This window comes from Thermorhabdus hydrogeniformans, assembly GCF_049310025.1.
Taxonomy (GTDB): domain Bacteria; phylum Bacillota; class Thermosediminibacteria; order Thermosediminibacterales; family Tepidanaerobacteraceae; genus JBJYKD01.
Window position 1 is genome coordinate 92,910 of sequence record NZ_JBJYKD010000002.1, and the last position, 17,853, is coordinate 110,762.

The window sequence follows — 17,853 nt, forward strand, 5'->3', positions numbered from 1 at the left end:
ACTGCGGAAAATCGTTTTCTTCCTATGCTTTCTTCCGTGGTTTGTATATGTCGTTGATATTCCAGCATCCGGAAGTGGGGACCGGTTCGTTCAACATGGGAACGTCAATAAGATAGGGTTCATCGGAGTCAAGAGCTTCTTTCAATGCTTCTTTAAATTCCGAAGCCTTTGTGATCTTTTTACCCTTTACGCCATAAGCCATGGCCACAGCAGCAAAATCGGGATTGTACGGCTTACCTTCTTTCATAAACTTTGTTCCGTAAGTTGTCTTATAATGGCTGTACTCCAGACCCGCGATGGTCCCGAAGGCGTAGTTGTTCATTACAACCCATACTACCGGTATATTCATTTCAACGGCTGTAGCCATTACTGACGGTTGGGAACTGAAAGCTCCGTCTCCTATAAGGGCCATGATTTTTTTGTCGGGCTGTGCCAGTTTAGCTCCTAGAGCTGCTGCGGGGCCAAAACCCATGGTGCAAAGACCGCCAGGAGTGAGAATGGTTCCAGCTTTGTAAATAGGGAATTGCTGCCCAACACCGTTTTTATTCCAGCCCACATCGGTGACGATTATGCCGTCTTCCGGTAACACTTCACGTACTTCGGCCAAAATTCTCTCGGGTCTCAGTGGAAAACTGTCGCTTTTTACGTATTTTTCATTTTCCATATTAAATTTTTTGCGATTTTCTGCGATAGCCTGTCGTAATTCGGGCCTGCTAATTCCCTCAGGTTTTAAGTCTTTCGCCACTGCCAAAAGCACTTTTAAAGCGGCTTTTACATCGGCTACAGCCCCTATCTCAACGGGGTAATTACGGCCTATTTCCTGCGGGTCTATGTCAATGTGAATGAGTTTTGTAGGAGGTATGTTAAAAGTGACATCTCGATACCATGAACTACAGTCTGCCTCCGAGAATCTGGTTCCCAGGCCCAGAATGACATCCGCATTCCTGCTCATCTCGTTGGTAAAAGCCGTACCCCAAAAGCCCGTCATTCCTACGGTCAACGGGTGAGCATCGGATATGGCACCTTTGCCCATGAGGGTATATATAACCGGAATATCCAGAAATTCTGCGAATTCTTCCAGTTCCGAGCTGGCATCGGCAGTAATGATACCACCGCCTGCGTATATCATGGGGCGCTCGGCATTAAGTAAAAGTTTGACAATATCCTCAGCGATATCCGGGTCCAATGAAGGTTTATTAATTTTAGGTGTGTTTACTTTGGTGCGCTCAAAGTATTCGGTGGATATTTCTGCAGAAAATATATCCATAGGAACTGAAATAAGCACCGGCCCGGGCCTACCAGATACGGCCAGAGTGAAGGCCTTATCCAGGACCTCGGGAAGCATTTCCGGTCTATCTATCCTCCAGGCTCGCTTTACGAAGGGACGGTATATCTCAAACTGACCGGCATCAAGATGCATATTTACTTCCTGGTGGGGGTGTTTTCCGTAGTAATAGCTGGGGACATCTCCGGCGATAACCACCATTGGTATGGAGTCCAGGCTGGCATTGGCCACACCTGTGGTTGCGTTTGTCAAGCCCGGCCCCAGATGGACCATCAAAACCGCGGGGGTTTTGGAAGCGCGGGAATACCCGTCGGCAGCATGTGCTGCTATTTGCTCGTGTCTTACCGAAACGAATTGTATTTTGCTGTCCTTTAAGGCATCGAGCATAGCTATGACGGTATGACCGCAAAGGCCAAAGATATACTTTACGCCGCGCCTTTCGAGATAATCAACTAATTGATAGGATACAAGTTCCTTCACTTTTTTTGCTCCTTTCTTGTGTAAAAAATTTCTTACATTTTTCTTGTTATTATTGGGTAATTGTGGTAATATATTAATATAACATTATAATATTCGTTTACTTTGTCATTGCGTTTCTTTCAAGAATTTGCATTCCGAGACGCAATTCCGATATTGGAATTTGCCCTGGAGCAGAAGCCTTATCACCGACTGCAAAAGTTAAATCTGAACCGAAAAGCCAGCCGGCCATTCGAGTAATTACTCCGAGCCCCCCCATGGACATAGTGATGATGGGGGGTGCGGGCATTTCCATGCGGGCTCGAAGCGTGGCGATGAGGAGGTTCAGTACATCTTCTTCATTTTTGGGCATGACGGCAACCTTTACAATGTCGGCTCCGCTTAAAATCTGCTGCCGAATCTTATCTAACAAAAAGTCTACCGAAGGTGTTTCTTTGAAGTTGTGATAGGAAAGGATCAAGGCTACACCGTTCTTTTGAGCCGAATCTTTTATATCCCTGATATTTGCTTCCCCGCTGATGAGTTCTATGTCTACCACATCGATCTTTCCTGTAGCAATTACCTGTTTTACGATATCATAGCGTATCGAATCCTCCACCTGTTTAAAGCCGCCTTCCAGGTGACTGCGGAAAGTAAATATTATTGGAATTTCACCAGCATTAGCCCTTAGAAACTCCAGGGCTTTTTTCACTCTTTCAATGTCACAGGCTCCATCGTAGTAATCCACCCGCCACTCAATGATGTCCGGCGAAAGCTCAACAATTTTCTCTACTTCATGCTTAAAGCCTTGCTCCTCGGACGCCACCAGTGGTATACACACCAGGGGCTTATCGCCACCGAGAACTTTATTCCGAAGAACAATCGGGGTTTTAGCCTGTAGTCTCACAATGAGAACCCTCCTTTTCCTTATTTTTATTGCCATACTTTTCTTCAATAATCGCCTTGGGTAAAAATCTTTTTTCCAATTCAATTATTTCCGGAAGCCCTACCAATTTAACGAATTCTGGAAAATCTATCAGTAAATCCCGGTCTTCTCTGGTGGTTCCCTTTTCTTTTAACACTTTTAAGGCGTTGTAAACCCCCCGGGCGGCGGCAAATATGGTGGTTAAAGGGCAGGATACCCGAGCAGCTCCGAATTTTTCCAGTTGCTCAATGGTAACCAGGGGCGTTTTCCCACCTTCCAGCATGTTGATGCTGACAGGAGCATCGATAGACTGTATAACGCGCTTAATATCTTCCACACTGTTCGGCGCTTCCACGAAAATTAGGTCGGCGCCGGCCTTGGCATAAGCATTTCCCCGCCGGATAGCTTCTTCCACGCCTGCAACTGCGATGGCATCGGTGCGGGCATTTATTACAAAATCCGGGTCCGTTCTGGCGCTGACAGCAGCTTCGATTTTTAAAACTGCTTCTTCCAATGGGATAATCTGTTTTCCTTCCATATGGCCGCATCTTTTAGGAAATACCTGATCTTCCAAATTTATGCCCGCAGCCCCCGCCTGTTCAAACTCCCGAACGGTTCTGATGACATTAATGGCATTTCCGAAACCGGTATCCCCATCGGCCATAACAGGGATGTCCACCGCCTGTACTATGCCCCGGGTGTGATTCACCATTTCAGTCATGGTAACCAGGCCCACATCCGGTACACCCAAAAGGGATGCCGCAAATCCATATCCAGAAGCTTGGACCGCCTTAAAACCCAACATTTGCGCTATTTTAGCACTAAGTGCATCGTATACTCCTGGCATTACGAGAATTTCAGGATCATTTATGAGCTTTTTTAGCAGTGTCGTCTTTCTCATTTATTCAATCACCCCGGCAGTAATTGTGGCTTTATATACGATACACGGCTGCCATCATCTCCTTATTTCCATTCTACGGAACTTTTATCCTTTGTATGGAACGATTTAATTTTACCATTACTTCAGCTAGTATGTCAATACTTAAAAAAGTATATAAAATATTTTTATTATCTTTATTTCAAAGTATCATTTATATTAGATTATCATTTATTTCATAGTACATTTATTATAATCACGGTATTATAAAAACTAAATAAAAAAAAGACTTCACCGTATAGGGCAAGTCTAAAACCATGAAACATCAATGCCGGTTCATCCCGCACTAAAAGGGACCATTAGAGTCACTCTGGCATCGGGTGCCAGTCTGTAATCAAGGGAAGACACCAATTGACCGTTAACTGCCACGTTGACACTATAACCGATAAGCCTTGAACTTTTGGAAAAATATCTATCGATCTCGGGGAATTCCTTTCTGATATAATCCATCAGTTCCGCAACAGTGGAGACCTTTTCAGGATCTATCTCCACATATCTTTGATCCGTCATCACCTGAAAAATTGATAGGAAATTTACTTTAATCATTTATTTTCACCTTCTAACAAATCATATAGCCCCAATCGTTTTAGTGTCTGAGGTAAAGGAACCCCCTCTTCATTCCAGCCCATGGTCTCATAGTATATGGCGAGCATTTTCTCAAAGGCATCTTTTTTCAGGCTTTTCCCCCGATTAGGACCGTCCACCGGCGGTTCAAGGAGCCTGTAAGACACACTATCGTCTTCTTTTGTATGACCATTTTTAATATTGAAAAGTCGAAGCAAATTAATTACTCTTTCACCTATCTCTAGAGCTCCGTCAATGTCTATATTCCATCCAGTGACAATATTGAGCGCTTCCAGCTGGGTTACCATCCCTTTTTTGCCACGGCAGGTGTAAAAGCACAGGCCCAGGCAGTCTTCAAATTGGCGCTTGCAGCTGCTTATGGCTTCAGCCCGAGGTATCCCTTCCAATGAAAATCCCACAGGTTCAGTTATACCTATGTCAGGAGATGCTTTGTCAGTAAGGTCTATACCCTGTTGCGACCCCATTTGAGATACGGCCTGGGTAAAAATTGTTCCCCAACGGGTTCTCAGATCATGAACATGCGGCGCATAACCGCGTTTTACGTATACCGCCCTATTTAATGCATCACCGCCGATCCAACGGGCTGTAGAAACTATTCCATCGGCAATGTATTGTCCCACCCCCTCTCGATGGGCTATTTTCCACAGGAGTTTCATTACATTTTCCGCATTTCCCCATTCCATAGTTAGACCGTCGAGTCTCGTTTTGTCCAGCAATCCTTTTTCATAACATTCCATGATTAAAGACACAATAAATGTGGCTTCCTTTAGGTCCATTCCCAACCTATCAGTAAAATCGGTGATTTTCATGGCCGTACCCGGATCTTTTACACCGATATTGGGGCCCCAGCCAGCCAGGTCTTCATATTCCGGTTCTTCAAAGATATTTCCCTTATATGGCCCTTCGGTAACAGTCATCCGCTTGCAGTGATCCAGAGGACATCCGTAACATGAATTTCTGAGTGCAGGGAACTTCTTTCTTAAATAAATACCATCCATTTTATCCACTGCATCATATTCATTGGTGGTAAGATTTTTTACCGGTACCCATCCCAGAGAGTAATATGATGAAAACAATCCTGCACTGCCCAAAGTGTCTATCACCTTTCCTGTCCCGTGACTTTTAATGTCTTCCACCCATTCTTTAATAAGTTTAACAAATTTGCTGCGGTTATCCCCCAACCTGTACCGATTTTTCCCGGAAACGACCACGGCTTTGAGGTTTTTGGACCCCATGACGGCGCCTACACCGCCGGATGCCGCCACATGTCCTCTGCAATTAAAAATACCGGCAAATCTAACTCTGTTTTCTCCTGCAGGGCCTATACACGCCACTTTTGCATTTATTCCTTGACCGCTATGACGTTTCACTAAAATCTCTTCGGTTTCAAATGTTTCCTTTCCTGCTAAATCCGATGCATCCAGTAACCTTACCTCTCCGTCTTCAATTGCCAGATAAACCGGGTGGTCGGCCGAACCATAAAATATAAGAAAATCATAACCCGCTCGCTTTAAATGAGGGCCAAAATGACCGTTGGATTGGGCTGATACGGCAAACCCCGATAGCGGACTTTTCGTTACTATCGAGTAATTTCCCGACCCGGGGGCTCCGCTGCCAGTCATAGGGCCGGTGGCAAAAATGAGACGGTTGTCTGGATGAAATGGATCTGTAAATTCAGGCAGTTCTTCATACAAAATACGGATTCCGTAGCCTGTCCCCCCGATATATTTCTCCAACCAATCCAAATTCACAGGTTCTTTTTTGATTTCACCGGTAGTAAGATTTACTCTCAATTGTTGCCCCGTATAGGCCGGGGGATATTGTATCTTCACACATTCTCACTCCTAAAAACCAGCCCTACTTTTGCGAATCCGGCTTAAGCCGCATAAACCCTATTTTTCTGCCTGCACCATCCATTTTGTTAACCGGGCCGATCGAGAGGTACCTTTTCTTGCAGTCGGGGAAGCATTGGCTGCATTTAAATTCCCGTGAAAAATAATTTTCTCGGCCTGTTCTTTTATTACCCCCTGAACTCCATCCAAACTGAATCTGAATAAAATTCGGCCTAATTTTAAATTTTGATACATTTATTAATATTTGGAAAAGCGCCCCTCTGTTAGACTTTAACCAAATGATTATGATTATTAAAACTAATCCTGAGATAGCATGACCTTTTCGGTGTTTTTTTCATTGCCGTAAGTAGTTACCAAAAGAACACCGGTGAATATCAGCAAGCCCCCTAAAACATGGTATAATCTGAGACTTTCACCAAAAAGGACTATGGATATGGCTGTTGTATAAATGGGGATCAGATATAAGAAGATACCAACCTTATTAGCTGAAATCTTTTTCAAAGCACTGTTCCAAAATTGGTAGGCTAACACAGAAGGGAATATGTTTAATGATATAACGCCCAGTACATGAACGATCTTTATCCGACCGACCCATGACCAGTTGTATGCAATGTTCTCCAGCAAAACCATAGGGAGTGTAATAATAAGACCTCCCAACATCATCAATGTGAACATGGGCCTTTCCGGTAACCCTGAAGCTTTGTTTTTGTACAGTACAGTATGAATTGACCATGACACAATACTACCGACCATGAATAAGTCTCCAGGGTTTATTTTCAGGCTTACAATCAACCCCACCTTACCTTGAAATATGATGCTAAGAACACCGGCTAATGAAAGCACAAACCCAAGAAATTGAACCCTGGTCACCTTTTCATGGTATAAGATATATCCAACAAAAGCGATAAGAACGGGGTTGAAGGCATTGATAAAGGAAGTGTTTATGGTTGAGGTAAAGCGAACTGCCTGGTAAACGCTTATCGAATTTAAACAATACCCCGTTGCGCCAAGTAGCAGAATGAGAGGCCACTTGGTTATAAATAAATTTTTATCGGTCTTGATTTGTTTCCAACTCACCGGAAGAAAAAAAACGAAAGGCAAAAACCAGCGTAAAAAACTCGTCGTTATCGGGGGAATTACGGCAGATACTATTTTACCGATAATGAAATTAAAACTCCAGAAAAGGCTGGCTAAAGCCAATAAAATGTAAGGCGATATATTCATTGAAATCTTCCTTTTATACACATAAGACTCAAAAGGACAAAAAATTTAATAAACCCAGATTCTTATATATTTCTACCATCCATTTGTTATGTTAACAGAAAATGATTCAATAAGCAATAGCCGTCATACTAAAATGGCACCTGTGGAACTCCTCCACAGATGCCTTGCTTGCGGTTTTCGGTTAAAGTGCCTACTTTTACTTTCCCTTCAGCATTATACTTTTCTTTTTATTCTTCCAGACTCGGATCATAAAACTCTCCAAAGAGCTCCTGATCCGAGGGTCTGTCTTCGGGAATAGGCCGCGACACCCAGGTCGTATTCATGTAATGTTTGAGGCAGATGTTCTCGGAAACTATATTTCCACCAAAGGTTCCGCACCCCATACTCGACGTCATCGGCATTCCATTTGTAAAGGAACCGGCATTGGCTCTCGATTGGGGCTGGCGGACCATGATCCGACTTACAGGAGCTGCAAGAGCTAGCCGGTGAATGTGTTCGTCATTGAATGAATAAATCCCTACGGAGTGCCCCTTGCCTCCAACCTCAAGGATGTCAAGTGCCATTTTTATTGCATTATCAAAACCCTTATACTTGTAAACGGCAAGAAGGGTCGTCAGTTTTTCGCGGCAGAATGGATATTCTTTCCCGATGCCGTCTCCCATTACTATAATAAATTTTCTATCGGCGGGAATGCTGAATCCCGCAATCTCAGCCAATTTTTGGGGGGATATGGCTACTGTATTGGGTGTCCTGTGACCCTCCTCATCCCACATGACTTTGCGAAGTTTAGCCTTTTCCTCTTCGTTGGCGAGATACCCTCCTTCTTTGACAAGCTGATCTAACATCCTGTCAAAAATGCTTTCTTCAATGATGAGATTACCGTCTGCAGAACATCCAGAACCGTAGTCAGATGTCTTGCTGAGCATGGTGTTATGAGCAGCTTCTTCAATATTAGCCGTCTCGTCTATAATCATAGTGGCGTTTCCTGCGCCGACACCGTAAGCAGGCCTTCCTGAACTGTACGCGGCCCGTACCATATTTTGCCCGCCCGTAGCAATAATAAGATCAGCTCTTGACATTGCCGCTTGGGACATGGCAATGTTTACATTGACAAGGCATTGAAGGATATCGGCAGGTGCACCTTCCCGTTCCAATGCTTCGCGCATAAGCCGGACAGTCTCATAAGTTGTCTTTTTTGTACGGGGATGAGGAGAGAAAATCACCACATCCCGGGCCTTTATAGCGTATATGGCCTGCCCTGCCGGAGTTAGTTCGGGGTTCGTAGCCGGAACCAGTGACACAATAATTCCAGCCGGTTTTGCATATTTTACAATTCCCTTTTCCGGAATTTCCTCGATGATACCTACGCTCTTCTGGCGCAGAGCATCCCTCAGAACTCCCCGGATCTTAAAACGTTTATTCATTCTTGTAACAGGATCGCCCATGCCGCTTTCTTTTATCCCCATGTCTACCAAGCGTTGGAAAGTTTTTTTATTTGCCGTAGCCCAGGCAACAGCCTGGCACAGACGGTCTACCCTCGCCTGATCGTAAGTCTCGATAACGGCGAAGGCTTTTTTCGCCCGTTCAAAAACTAAATCAAGTTCTTGCTCCTGTTCTTTAGTGAGTTCAGCGCTCATAATTTTTAACCTCCCAAAAATATAAAATATATTTTTAAAAGAGCTACACAGATGGTGCAGCCTTTTACGACCCGGTCTCTTTTTTCTGTTCTTCACAAACTACGTCGCCGCATTTTCCAGCCTTAAGGATGAAGCTCGATGTGTCATGCCCGATCAGTTGCTGGACATAGCGACCTATGGAAATCGCCTCATCCAAATCATATCCGGTTTCAATACCCATTTCATGACACATATATATTAGATCTTCAGTAGCAATGTTTCCCGATGCACCAGGCGCAAAAGGACACCCTCCGATTCCTGCAAAACATGAGTCATAACGATCAATACCGGCGAGCATCCCAGCTACAACATTGGCAAGACCCATTCCTCTGGTGTTATGAAAATGTAAATTCCAGGTCACATCTGGAAATTGTTCCTTAGCCTGCACGCAATATTCATAAACCTGGCGGGGATTGGCCATGCCGGTTGTATCAGACAGCGATATTTCTCTAACACCGATCTCGACAAAAGATGAAATCAATGAAAAAACCTGCTCCAATGGAATCTTTCCTTCCCCAGGATAACCAAAAGCGGCGGAGATAGCTCCTGAAAGTGTGATACCATGAGCGGCGGCGTATTCGGCACATTCAGAAAAACTTTTTATTACCTCTTCAGGAGTCCTTCTAAGATTACTCAAAGAATGTGCCCGGCTAGCTGACACGGTTAGTTTGGCTTTTTTTATTCCTGCTGCCTCCGCTCGTTCTAGGCCGCGAACGTTCATTACCAGTGCACGGTACTCTACTTGCGGCAATCGTTTAATACGCTTAGCGACTTCATCTGTGTCCGCCATTTGCGGAACGGCTTTTGGATGAACGAAGGAGCCGATCTCTATGATTTTCGCGCCTGCCAGAGCGGAACGTTCTATTAGTTCGACCTTTTGCTCTACCGTCAACATTATCTTTTCATTTTGGAGACCATCCCTTGGGCCCACTTCACAAACAACAATACTTTCAGGACATCTTAATTGATTTTTCCATATAATGGGATTCATATCTCTCCCTCCCTTCGTTTAAACTTCATAAAGTATTTTAGTTCCATTGTACGGTATCTAATACCTCTTAACGGAACTAATTAAATATTATCATCTTTTTAATTAACATGTCAATACTTAAAAAATTTTTTTATTTAATTTAGTCTAATCATTAAAATACAAATGAGCGATTAATATTAATCGATACAGTGTATAATATAAATAAATTATAATTATTTTAATATTTTGATAATTTTTGACACAATGATGGGACACTACAGCCCGCTCTATACGCTGTCACAGTAATAATCGCCGGAAAAGATGACCCCAACAAATTATCCGAAATGGCAAATCTGTAAAAAACGGGTAAGAAAACTAAAGTGTGCTTTGCGGGCCTAATTTCTATGAAGAGCAAAAGTGCAATATGATAATCTTCAGAACAGGCCAATGAGATGATGGGTATATATATAGCCTTATATATTTTACATGAACACCTAATTATGGTTGTCGGGACAAATATATCCCAGTTTACGGGAAATGGCCGTGGCAGCCTCCTTTACCTGACATCCGAATTGTTTGATTTTATCCTCAGTAAACCTGAAAGACGGCCCCGATACGCTCAGGCTGGCTATCATTTTTCCAGAAACATCGAATACAGGAGAAGCCACCGCGGATACCCCCTGCTCTCTTTCTTCAATGCTTACGGCATAACCCTGTCGACGTATTTTTTCTAGCTCTTTCTGCATCATTTCCTTATCAACAATGGTGTTTTTTGTAAGCGACCTAGCGGTTTCCATAATCTTAGCTACGTCTTCAGCATCCATATATGCCAAAAAACTCTTGCCGCTGGCTCCAGCCCAGAGTGGAAACCTATCGCCTATCTTTGCAGAACGCTTGAGAGACAGCGGGCTTTCCACCTGTTCAAAGCATACACGCTGCTCTCCTTCCTTAACATAAAGGTTCACTGTCTCACGGGTGGTTTCTCTTAATTCCTTCATAATAGGCAATGCAACATTTCTAAGATCCAAGCCCTGTCTGGCTACGAGCCCTAAATAATACAGTTTCGGCCCCAGTTTATACTTTTTAGTCACGTAATTCCTCTCAAGAAAACCTTCGTTTTCAAGGGTTGCCAATAATCTTGAAGTAGTAGATTTAGGTAATGATATTTTCTTACAAATTTCTATCAGAGACATTTCCTGCTGCTCCCAGCTGAAGCACAGAAGGATGGATAGTGCACGCTGTACTGAACGAATACCATTTTCTTCCGATTCCCTTACCAAAAACTATCACCTTTCATTTTAATTTATTCTAAGTTAAGTTTTAATTATGGATTGTTTCCAAAATGATATGAAGCCATCATATTCCAAAACAAAAAAGTTGGCTCACTTTTAATCTTAACGTATCTGCCGAATACTTTCAAGGTATATTTTAGGCGAACGAGGAGTAAATAAGGCTAATTAAATTCCGGGTAATGAATCTTGTCAATGATGGCTTCAAGATGCCCACTTGCAGCCAAATTTTAATTGACCCACGCCGATAAGCGAGTTGTGGCGTGTTGTGTTAGTCGTTTTTGTCCAAATAATCAGGAGGACGACATGTTTAATGAGCTTCTTTTCCAAAAGGCATATAGTAAAGATTAACTTTTATTCCAAGAGTCCATAAAGGGGAAACCCTTGAACCGGCCCGGACGGAAATGTTCTCGTTCAAATTTATATCTTTCCCTTTTGATGCGGTAAAATCCACTTCCCGGATCTCCATAGCCCTGGGATAGAGTTCAAGCTCCTTTAAAAAATTCAACAGCGCATAGTATTCTCCTTCAACCTCTATAATAACGGGCAGGGTTTTTAAACCGGCGGCGTTATCACCGCCTTCATCAACATCTTTACCATTTTCATTCTCGTTGACATTTTCTCCTTGAGGTTGAACCAGTTTGATTTGAACTTTATTAGCGTCAGCCCATTTTTCCATGTCTACAATAAAAGTTGTAATCCGGTTTACGTCTGGCAACCTTTCCACCAGTATTTTTTGTTGTTCAACAACCTGACTGCCATCTTTTTTCGAAACAATAGGATGTAGTTTCTGCTCCTCCGCCAGCTGCATTCTTAATTCCTGCAGCTGCCGGTTGTTATGCAGCAGGATTTCAAGACGCTGACCGATTATCAAATAAATTACCCACAAAAATAAGAATAAAGCCAAAAATACAAGCATCTTTTTTTCTCTTTGCGTAAGTGGGCGGTTAAGCTTTAAATCTATTTTCAACCCTATCAGTCCTTTGCGATAGATCCGGAAATTTCAAATGAATACGAAAAAGAGGCATCGCCGTTTTCTTCATACCTGGAATAATTCAGATTAATGTTGGATATACTTTCAATTTGCTTTAATTCTTCCATCATATGTGCCACATAGATGTTTTTTGAGGCCAGGCCTTTAATGGAAAGTTTTCTACTATCGTCAATCTTTAAGGATAATATTTTAACCTCCGATGGTTTTTTTGAGAAAATTTCCTTTATCAGAGCCACGACCACTCAAACTTTTTTTCATTCAGTTCGAGATAAATCTTTCGCCTTTGTTCCAGGTTTTTTATCATTGATTCGGTTTTTTGATTCTCACTGATCTTCAGGCGATACCCGCTCAGTTCGCTGCGGACTCTCCGGATTTCATCGGCGGTCTGATCTATTTTACTATTGATCTGGAACATGAAATATGCAATCAACAAAATTGAAAAAAATGATAAGATAAAAATAGCGAATCTAAAATTTCTTTTTGATTTTTCTTTTAAAATGTCCGCAGGAATCAAATTTAGCTTATGCATATGCTATCCCCTTAAAGCAAAACCGATTGCGTTAAAATACTCCATGTAATCGATGTTGCCAGAATTGTCAAGACTTTTGAGTTGAAATCCCATATTGTTTGCCGAAACCAGCTGTATGTTAAAGTAATCAGCAAAAGCCCGGCTCCAGCACCACAACTTGCCACCGTTTCCCGCCAGAACGGCGTAATTTATCTGCTTGCCTTTATTCTGGATCGAATAAAAGTCAAAAAACCTGGATATTTCAATCATCAGTTCCTGTAATGCCGCCATAACCTTTTCCTGAATCTTTTCTCTGTAGGGACCTGGATCTATTATAACCTGTTCTGCCTTAAGTTTGTCCATGGAAAGCAATTTTGCGACTATTTCCACCAAATTGCTCCCGCCAAAATCTACGGTTCGATTTAAAAATGCCCGGCCTTTTTCCACAACGGTAATCTCTGTATGCGACGAACCCATATCTATTACCGCAACCACGGAATTTTTTTCTTTTTGACTCAGCAGCCTGGCCGCGGCCAGGGGGTATACGTCCAGGACCGACAGGTTAAGTCCGGCATTCCTGGCAATTTTGATATAATCCATAATGTACTCCCTGTCGGCTCCGGCGATAAGCACCCGGCAGTTGTCGGATTGCTGTTCGAGCAATTCAAAATCATAGACAAAATCTCCATTGAACATTGTTGAAAATTCACGGGCTTCCCAGTAGACGGCTTCTTTTAGCTCTTTCATATGCAACCTCGGAAACTGCAGGTTTCGAAAAACCACCCTGTGGCCGTCCACCCCCATCACGCATTTATTGCATGAAAAGGCTTTTTTGATCTCCTGTAAGCATTTGGTCAATATCTCTTTATCGCCGGTTTCCGAAAAGGTTGTGCGCATTAAAGGGTTTTTTATCTTGTAAAGGCCTTTCACCGCCCATTTTCCGCGGCTTTCAATAAGATGGGCCGCCTTTATAGTATCTGTTCCCACATCTATTCCCACACATCCCCGCGCAAAAAACATTATTTCACCCCGAACTGCTTATGGTGAGGATGCTTTGACACTATTTCCATGGCATTTAAAATCTGTATTATTACATCTGTGCGAAACTGACTGCTTAAAATGCCGGATTTTGCATAAATCTCCCCTTCTTCGGTTACCACGTATTTTGTGGGTAAATGGTTTAAGGTAATGGCGGCGACATCGAGGCGACACCGGTCGCATTTACAAAATTGTTTTTCTTCCAACATCTCGTCGAGCAATTGAAATACGACGTCTTCCATATAGTTTTTGAGCTTTAATCTCATTTTTACTCACCTCAAACTTACGTGTTTAACCGGACAAAACTATTGAATATAGGCACCAAAAGGAGTAGCTTTTGTTTTAATCTCTATGGCTTTATCTCCCTCTTCGGCGGATACAAGTATCTCTATATAATTTTTATCTTCAGGGCGAACAAAGGTCAGTGTTTTTAATTTAGCCACCGGATTTTTCCCATCGTTTCTTACCCGGTACAGCACTCCGTTTTGCAAATAATAATCCACATTTTCACCGTTCGGCGTTACAATCCTAATGTAATCCCTAGAAAGTATATGTACCTCTCTGGCCAGTCTGATAGAAGAGGAGAGTTTCATAACCGCCTGACGGGCATTTTGCTGCATTTCAATATCCTTCAGATCCCTGTCATAAGCCCTTGTCCCGAAACCGTAAAGGGAAAAAGCCGCGGTAAGAACAAGGCATAGCAGCCCTACAGAGACAACCAGTTCTATCAAAGTAAAACCGTCCTTTGCTTTAATACCTCCCCCGGTAGGTGACAAGCGTTACCCCCCTGCCTTTCCTTACCACTTCAACGGATATTTTTAACAAATTATCCCCTTCATCCTCTATGAGAGTTTTTCGAACATAAATTCTACCGCTGCACTCAACGTTTTCTTCGACAACTTTTGCAGTTTCTTCCCTTACCCTGTTAAAAGAAATACTTTTCAAATCCTCTATTTTGGCCTGGGCAAGGGCAGTGGCAATCGTTATATCCGCGCTTTCCTCATTCGAATGCAAGCTTTGAGTAAAAACACCCGCAAGAGGTGCCGCAACAAGCGCCAGGATGGCCACCGCAGCCATGACTTCTATCAATGTAAAACCGCCTTCATTTTTCATAATTTTTCATCACCGTTCCGGCGGAATTTTGCTTATGCGTACCCGCCCGGTAGCCACGGTCACTATCACATAAAGCCTTTCGTTCTTGTTTTTTAATGCAACAGTTCCGGCCTGGACGGGAGCTCCAGATGCCGAAAAAATCAGGGTATTTTCGTTTCTGCTGTTATTAAAATTGGTGGTAAAACTCGTCCACTCAAAATTAACGCCTTCGGGTAATTTAACCACCTTCCCCTGAAAACCATTAAGAGCGCTTTTTATTATGTAATAATCCCTTTTATTCATATCGAACAATATTTTATATGGAACGCCTTCCGATATGGCCTTTTGTTGGACCATTCGAATGTTGTGAGAAAGCTGCTGGGCGGCCACATTTAACCTGTAATTATCCACCGTTTTCTTAAAATCCGGCAAAACGATCGAAGACAAAATCCCCACTAAAGCAACAACCACCACTATTTCAATCAGAGTAAAACCCCTGTCGGGCAGCACTTTTTTAGCCATAGTCAGCACGTCCCACCGCGATTTAGACTCTTTACGGCTAACGTTTTAATCAAAAGCCGATGAAATCAAAATAAATTCTTAGTAATTCATCCCCCCGCAAAGCCGCCACAATTGACGCATATCCCAAAAAGGGGCCGAAAGGAATCGGGCTTTTCATATTTTTCTTTTTAAACAGCACAAGACCAATTCCGACTAAGGCTCCGCTGGCAAAAGAAATAAACAGCAATAGGAGTAATAACTTTTGTTCTAAAAACAGGCCCAAAACCGCGGCGAACTTAACATCACCGGCTCCCATACCTCCGCCGGAGATGACGTATATGAAGCTTAAAATCAAAAAACCCAGAACCGCTCCAAACACGGAAGCCTGCAACCTGTTGGCCAAAAGGCCGTAAATACAACCCGTGATGAGGCCGAATATGATGACCGAGTTAGGTATTATTCCGTAATCAAGGTCAATGAACGATACGACCAGGGCCATGCAGCCGAGAGTTGCGTACCTGAAAAAATCCAAAGAAAATCCATATTTAATAAAAAGTAACGAAAAAAATAAGCCTGTAAAAAGTTCAACAAAAAGATATCTGAAAGAAATGCCTCTTTTGCAGGTAGAGCAGCGGCCGCGAAGAATTATGAAGCTTATAATGGGAATTAATTCCCATGCCTTGAGCCTTTTTCCGCAAAAAGGACAGTGGGAGGGGGGAAATGCTATGGACTCCCCCCGGGGCAGCCGGTAAATCACCACATTGAGGAAACTTCCGATTATGGCTCCAAACATAAAAGCATTAATCAAAAGATTCACTCCAAGTATTGTAAATGAATATTTATCATGTTTTTCCTTACTTTTTAGTTAATGTTCCATCCTCGTTATCATAAGTATAATTATCCTTTATATTTTGAGGTATCTCATCAATATAGTCATTTACCAAGTCGTCTAATTCATCAGGATATTCCCCGTTTTCCGCATAGTATCTTTCCAGCGCATTTTTTATAATCGCCAAATTTGCTTGTTCGGCACTATCTTCAGCATCTTTTTTTACCCCTATTACTCGGGGTACGGCTATAGTCGCCAGTATTCCCAGCACCGCAACAACCACAATAAGTTCGATTAATGTAAAGCCCTTTTCTTCCTTATGCAATCTTTTTGCCATCTTTATGAACACGCTTTTCACCCCCTTTTCTGTCTATTTTTATTCTTAGTTTATCTTAGGCGGCTGTATTGTTCGCCTAAGGTAAAATGTTCCTGTACTGTTTCATTTTTGAAAGCTTATGAGAGTGAAAATAATATGTAAAATTTTGCAATATATAGATGCACTAGTACAAATTATATATGCTAAACATGGGGATTACAATAGAAACAACAATGAATCCAATTATTAATGCCATTACTATTATCATGGCGGGTTCAATCAGCGACAAAAGCCTTTCTTGTGCAATCTCTATTTCAGTCTCGTAAAAGGCCGCGGCCTTATACAACATTTCTTCCAGTGAACCGGCCTCTTCTCCCACCCTGATCATTTTAACCATCATAAGCGGGAAAACGTCACTGCCAAGGGCCTCAGCGAAGCCCCGGCCATTTCTAAGATTCCCCCTCGCCTTTTCCAGAGTTCTTTTGAAAACATGGTTTCCCAGGGCCCTTTCCGCTACCTCTAAAGACCTCAACAGAGGAATACCGCTTGAAATCAATATAGCCAGAATCCTGCAAAAATTGGCTGCAACTATTTTCTTTTGCAGAGGGCCAAATATAGGTACGGAGAGCTTGATATAATCTATCTTGTAAGCTCCTTCAGGTTTTGCCCTGTAGCCGCGATACATCAAAATGATAAAAGCTAAAAAAACCAGAAAATAAATAAATATCTTCCCAATATTGGCGCTAATAGTAAGCAATAACCTGGTTAAAGGGGGAAGCTCGGCTCCCGATTGGCGGAACAAATCTGCAAAAATAGGCAGCACGTTTGTTACCAGAAAAGATACTACCAAAAAGGCTACTGCACTTAAGATAATTGGATAATTCATTGCACTTTTAATCTTTTCCCTTTGCTTTGAAAGGTTCTCAAAATGAGCGGCCATTTTTTTCAAAACTTCATCTAAATGCCCCGTTATCTCCCCCGCTTCCAACATGTACACCAGCATTTCAGGGAAAACTTCAGGATAATTTCGACAGGATTCAGCAATGGTAAAACCCCGCCTTATATCCCGGACCATGCTTTTAATTGTCCTCTTTAGCCTGGAACTGGTTGTTTGCTCCTCTAAAGTGGCAAGGCACTCTATAACGGGTATACCCGCTTCAACCATTGTAGCAAATTGGCGGCAGAAAACAGCCATATCTTTTAATCCTACTTTAAAGATATTATCCCATAATGATCTTAATAAGCTTTTTTTGTGTTCCTCCTTAATCACTGCCGGAAAATAACCGTTTCTTTTTAACATTTCAGCTACTTCAGAGCTGTTTTCAGCTTCATATATCCCCTGAATTGTATCTCCAGCCAAACTTTTACCTTTATA

20 protein-coding genes are annotated in these 17,853 nt (G+C 42.5%); all 20 read right to left on the bottom strand.

The genetic code is table 11. The features are described from left to right. Nucleotides 1-22: 22 nt before the first annotated feature. Nucleotides 23-1,765: a thiamine pyrophosphate-binding protein gene (locus tag ACKX14_RS01465; protein WP_422443936.1), complete on the bottom strand. Its 1,743-nt coding sequence runs from the start codon at nt 1,763-1,765 to the stop codon at nt 23-25. Nucleotides 1,766-1,862: 97 nt separating this feature from the next. Continuing rightward, on the bottom strand, nt 1,863-2,648 hold the full coding sequence (aroD, locus tag ACKX14_RS01470; protein ID WP_422443938.1) for a type I 3-dehydroquinate dehydratase: 786 nt from the start codon (nt 2,646-2,648) through the stop codon (nt 1,863-1,865). Beyond that, entirely contained in the window at nt 2,632-3,567 is a 936-nt protein-coding gene (locus ACKX14_RS01475; RefSeq protein ID WP_422443940.1) for an isocitrate lyase/PEP mutase family protein, read from the bottom strand. Before ACKX14_RS01475 ends, aroD begins: the two co-directional genes overlap by 17 nt. Nucleotides 3,568-3,879: 312 nt before the next feature. Then, nucleotides 3,880-4,149, bottom strand: coding sequence for a MoaD/ThiS family protein (locus ACKX14_RS01480; protein WP_422443942.1), 270 nt, complete (start codon nt 4,147-4,149; stop codon nt 3,880-3,882). Beyond that, entirely contained in the window at nt 4,146-6,020 is a 1,875-nt protein-coding gene (locus ACKX14_RS01485; protein ID WP_422443944.1) for an aldehyde ferredoxin oxidoreductase family protein, read from the bottom strand. The genes ACKX14_RS01480 and ACKX14_RS01485 overlap by 4 nt, the downstream gene beginning before the upstream one ends. Before the next feature lie 318 nt (nt 6,021-6,338). Continuing rightward, nucleotides 6,339-7,265 carry a DMT family transporter gene (locus ACKX14_RS01490; RefSeq protein ID WP_422443946.1) on the bottom strand — a complete coding sequence of 309 codons (927 nt, stop codon included), beginning with the start codon at nt 7,263-7,265 and terminating at the stop codon, nt 6,339-6,341. Between the two features lie 227 nt (nt 7,266-7,492). After that, complete coding sequence (locus tag ACKX14_RS01495) at nt 7,493-8,902, bottom strand: aldehyde dehydrogenase family protein (RefSeq protein WP_422443948.1); 1,410 nt, start codon at nt 8,900-8,902, stop codon at nt 7,493-7,495. Nucleotides 8,903-8,966: 64 nt separating this feature from the next. After that, on the bottom strand, nt 8,967-9,932 hold the full coding sequence (locus tag ACKX14_RS01500; protein ID WP_422443950.1) for a hydroxymethylglutaryl-CoA lyase: 966 nt from the start codon (nt 9,930-9,932) through the stop codon (nt 8,967-8,969). Nucleotides 9,933-10,405: 473 nt separating this feature from the next. After that, nucleotides 10,406-11,191: an IclR family transcriptional regulator gene (locus tag ACKX14_RS01505; RefSeq protein WP_422443952.1), complete on the bottom strand. Its 786-nt coding sequence runs from the start codon at nt 11,189-11,191 to the stop codon at nt 10,406-10,408. A gap of 319 nt (nt 11,192-11,510) precedes the next feature. Next, nucleotides 11,511-12,074 carry a hypothetical protein gene (locus tag ACKX14_RS01510; protein WP_422443954.1) on the bottom strand — a complete coding sequence of 188 codons (564 nt, stop codon included), beginning with the start codon at nt 12,072-12,074 and terminating at the stop codon, nt 11,511-11,513. Nucleotides 12,075-12,175: 101 nt separating this feature from the next. Next, entirely contained in the window at nt 12,176-12,430 is a 255-nt protein-coding gene (locus ACKX14_RS01515; protein WP_422443956.1) for a PilN domain-containing protein, read from the bottom strand. Beyond that, nucleotides 12,421-12,723: a hypothetical protein gene (locus ACKX14_RS01520; RefSeq protein WP_422443958.1), complete on the bottom strand. Its 303-nt coding sequence runs from the start codon at nt 12,721-12,723 to the stop codon at nt 12,421-12,423. The genes ACKX14_RS01515 and ACKX14_RS01520 overlap by 10 nt, the downstream gene beginning before the upstream one ends. A gap of 3 nt (nt 12,724-12,726) precedes the next feature. Next, nucleotides 12,727-13,722 carry a type IV pilus assembly protein PilM gene (pilM, locus tag ACKX14_RS01525; protein ID WP_422443960.1) on the bottom strand — a complete coding sequence of 332 codons (996 nt, stop codon included), beginning with the start codon at nt 13,720-13,722 and terminating at the stop codon, nt 12,727-12,729. Beyond that, a complete protein-coding gene (locus ACKX14_RS01530) occupies nt 13,722-14,006 on the bottom strand; it encodes a late competence development ComFB family protein (protein WP_422443962.1) in 285 nt (94 codons plus the stop codon). Before ACKX14_RS01530 ends, pilM begins: the two co-directional genes overlap by 1 nt. Nucleotides 14,007-14,045: 39 nt before the next feature. Continuing rightward, nucleotides 14,046-14,516, bottom strand: coding sequence for a prepilin-type N-terminal cleavage/methylation domain-containing protein (locus ACKX14_RS01535; RefSeq protein WP_422443964.1), 471 nt, complete (start codon nt 14,514-14,516; stop codon nt 14,046-14,048). Next, nucleotides 14,491-14,853, bottom strand: a complete 363-nt coding sequence (locus ACKX14_RS01540) for a type IV pilus modification PilV family protein (protein WP_422443966.1) — start codon at nt 14,851-14,853, stop codon at nt 14,491-14,493. Before ACKX14_RS01540 ends, ACKX14_RS01535 begins: the two co-directional genes overlap by 26 nt. A gap of 9 nt (nt 14,854-14,862) precedes the next feature. Beyond that, nucleotides 14,863-15,354 carry a GspH/FimT family pseudopilin gene (locus tag ACKX14_RS01545; protein ID WP_422443968.1) on the bottom strand — a complete coding sequence of 164 codons (492 nt, stop codon included), beginning with the start codon at nt 15,352-15,354 and terminating at the stop codon, nt 14,863-14,865. 49 nt (nt 15,355-15,403) lie between these two features. After that, nucleotides 15,404-16,141 (bottom strand): prepilin peptidase, encoded by a 738-nt coding sequence (locus tag ACKX14_RS01550; protein ID WP_422443970.1) that lies wholly within the window; start codon nt 16,139-16,141, stop codon nt 15,404-15,406. A 46-nt stretch (nt 16,142-16,187) separates the two neighbouring features. After that, a complete protein-coding gene (locus ACKX14_RS01555) occupies nt 16,188-16,511 on the bottom strand; it encodes a type IV pilin protein (RefSeq protein ID WP_422443972.1) in 324 nt (107 codons plus the stop codon). A gap of 151 nt (nt 16,512-16,662) precedes the next feature. Beyond that, the gene (locus ACKX14_RS01560; protein WP_422443974.1) at nt 16,663-17,838 is read right to left on the bottom strand and encodes a type II secretion system F family protein; all 1,176 of its coding nucleotides are present in this window, start codon (nt 17,836-17,838) and stop codon (nt 16,663-16,665) included. Nucleotides 17,839-17,853: the final 15 nt, after the last annotated feature.

What these genes read in the sequence shown, in the direction of transcription:
- ACKX14_RS01490 (WP_422443946.1), bottom strand. Translation starts at nt 7,265, where the DNA reads ATGAATATATCGCCTTACATTTTATTGGCTTTAGCCAGCCTTTTCTGG.
- ACKX14_RS01520 (WP_422443958.1), bottom strand. Translation starts at nt 12,723, where the DNA reads ATGCATAAGCTAAATTTGATTCCTGCGGACATTTTAAAAGAAAAATCA.
- ACKX14_RS01530 (WP_422443962.1), bottom strand. Translation starts at nt 14,006, where the DNA reads ATGAGATTAAAGCTCAAAAACTATATGGAAGACGTCGTATTTCAATTG.
- ACKX14_RS01545 (WP_422443968.1), bottom strand. Translation starts at nt 15,354, where the DNA reads ATGGCTAAAAAAGTGCTGCCCGACAGGGGTTTTACTCTGATTGAAATA.
- pilM (WP_422443960.1), bottom strand. Translation starts at nt 13,722, where the DNA reads ATGTTTTTTGCGCGGGGATGTGTGGGAATAGATGTGGGAACAGATACT.
- ACKX14_RS01475 (WP_422443940.1), bottom strand. Translation starts at nt 3,567, where the DNA reads ATGAGAAAGACGACACTGCTAAAAAAGCTCATAAATGATCCTGAAATT.
- ACKX14_RS01540 (WP_422443966.1), bottom strand. Translation starts at nt 14,853, where the DNA reads ATGAAAAATGAAGGCGGTTTTACATTGATAGAAGTCATGGCTGCGGTG.
- ACKX14_RS01480 (WP_422443942.1), bottom strand. Translation starts at nt 4,149, where the DNA reads ATGATTAAAGTAAATTTCCTATCAATTTTTCAGGTGATGACGGATCAA.
- ACKX14_RS01495 (WP_422443948.1), bottom strand. Translation starts at nt 8,902, where the DNA reads ATGAGCGCTGAACTCACTAAAGAACAGGAGCAAGAACTTGATTTAGTT.
- ACKX14_RS01500 (WP_422443950.1), bottom strand. Translation starts at nt 9,932, where the DNA reads ATGAATCCCATTATATGGAAAAATCAATTAAGATGTCCTGAAAGTATT.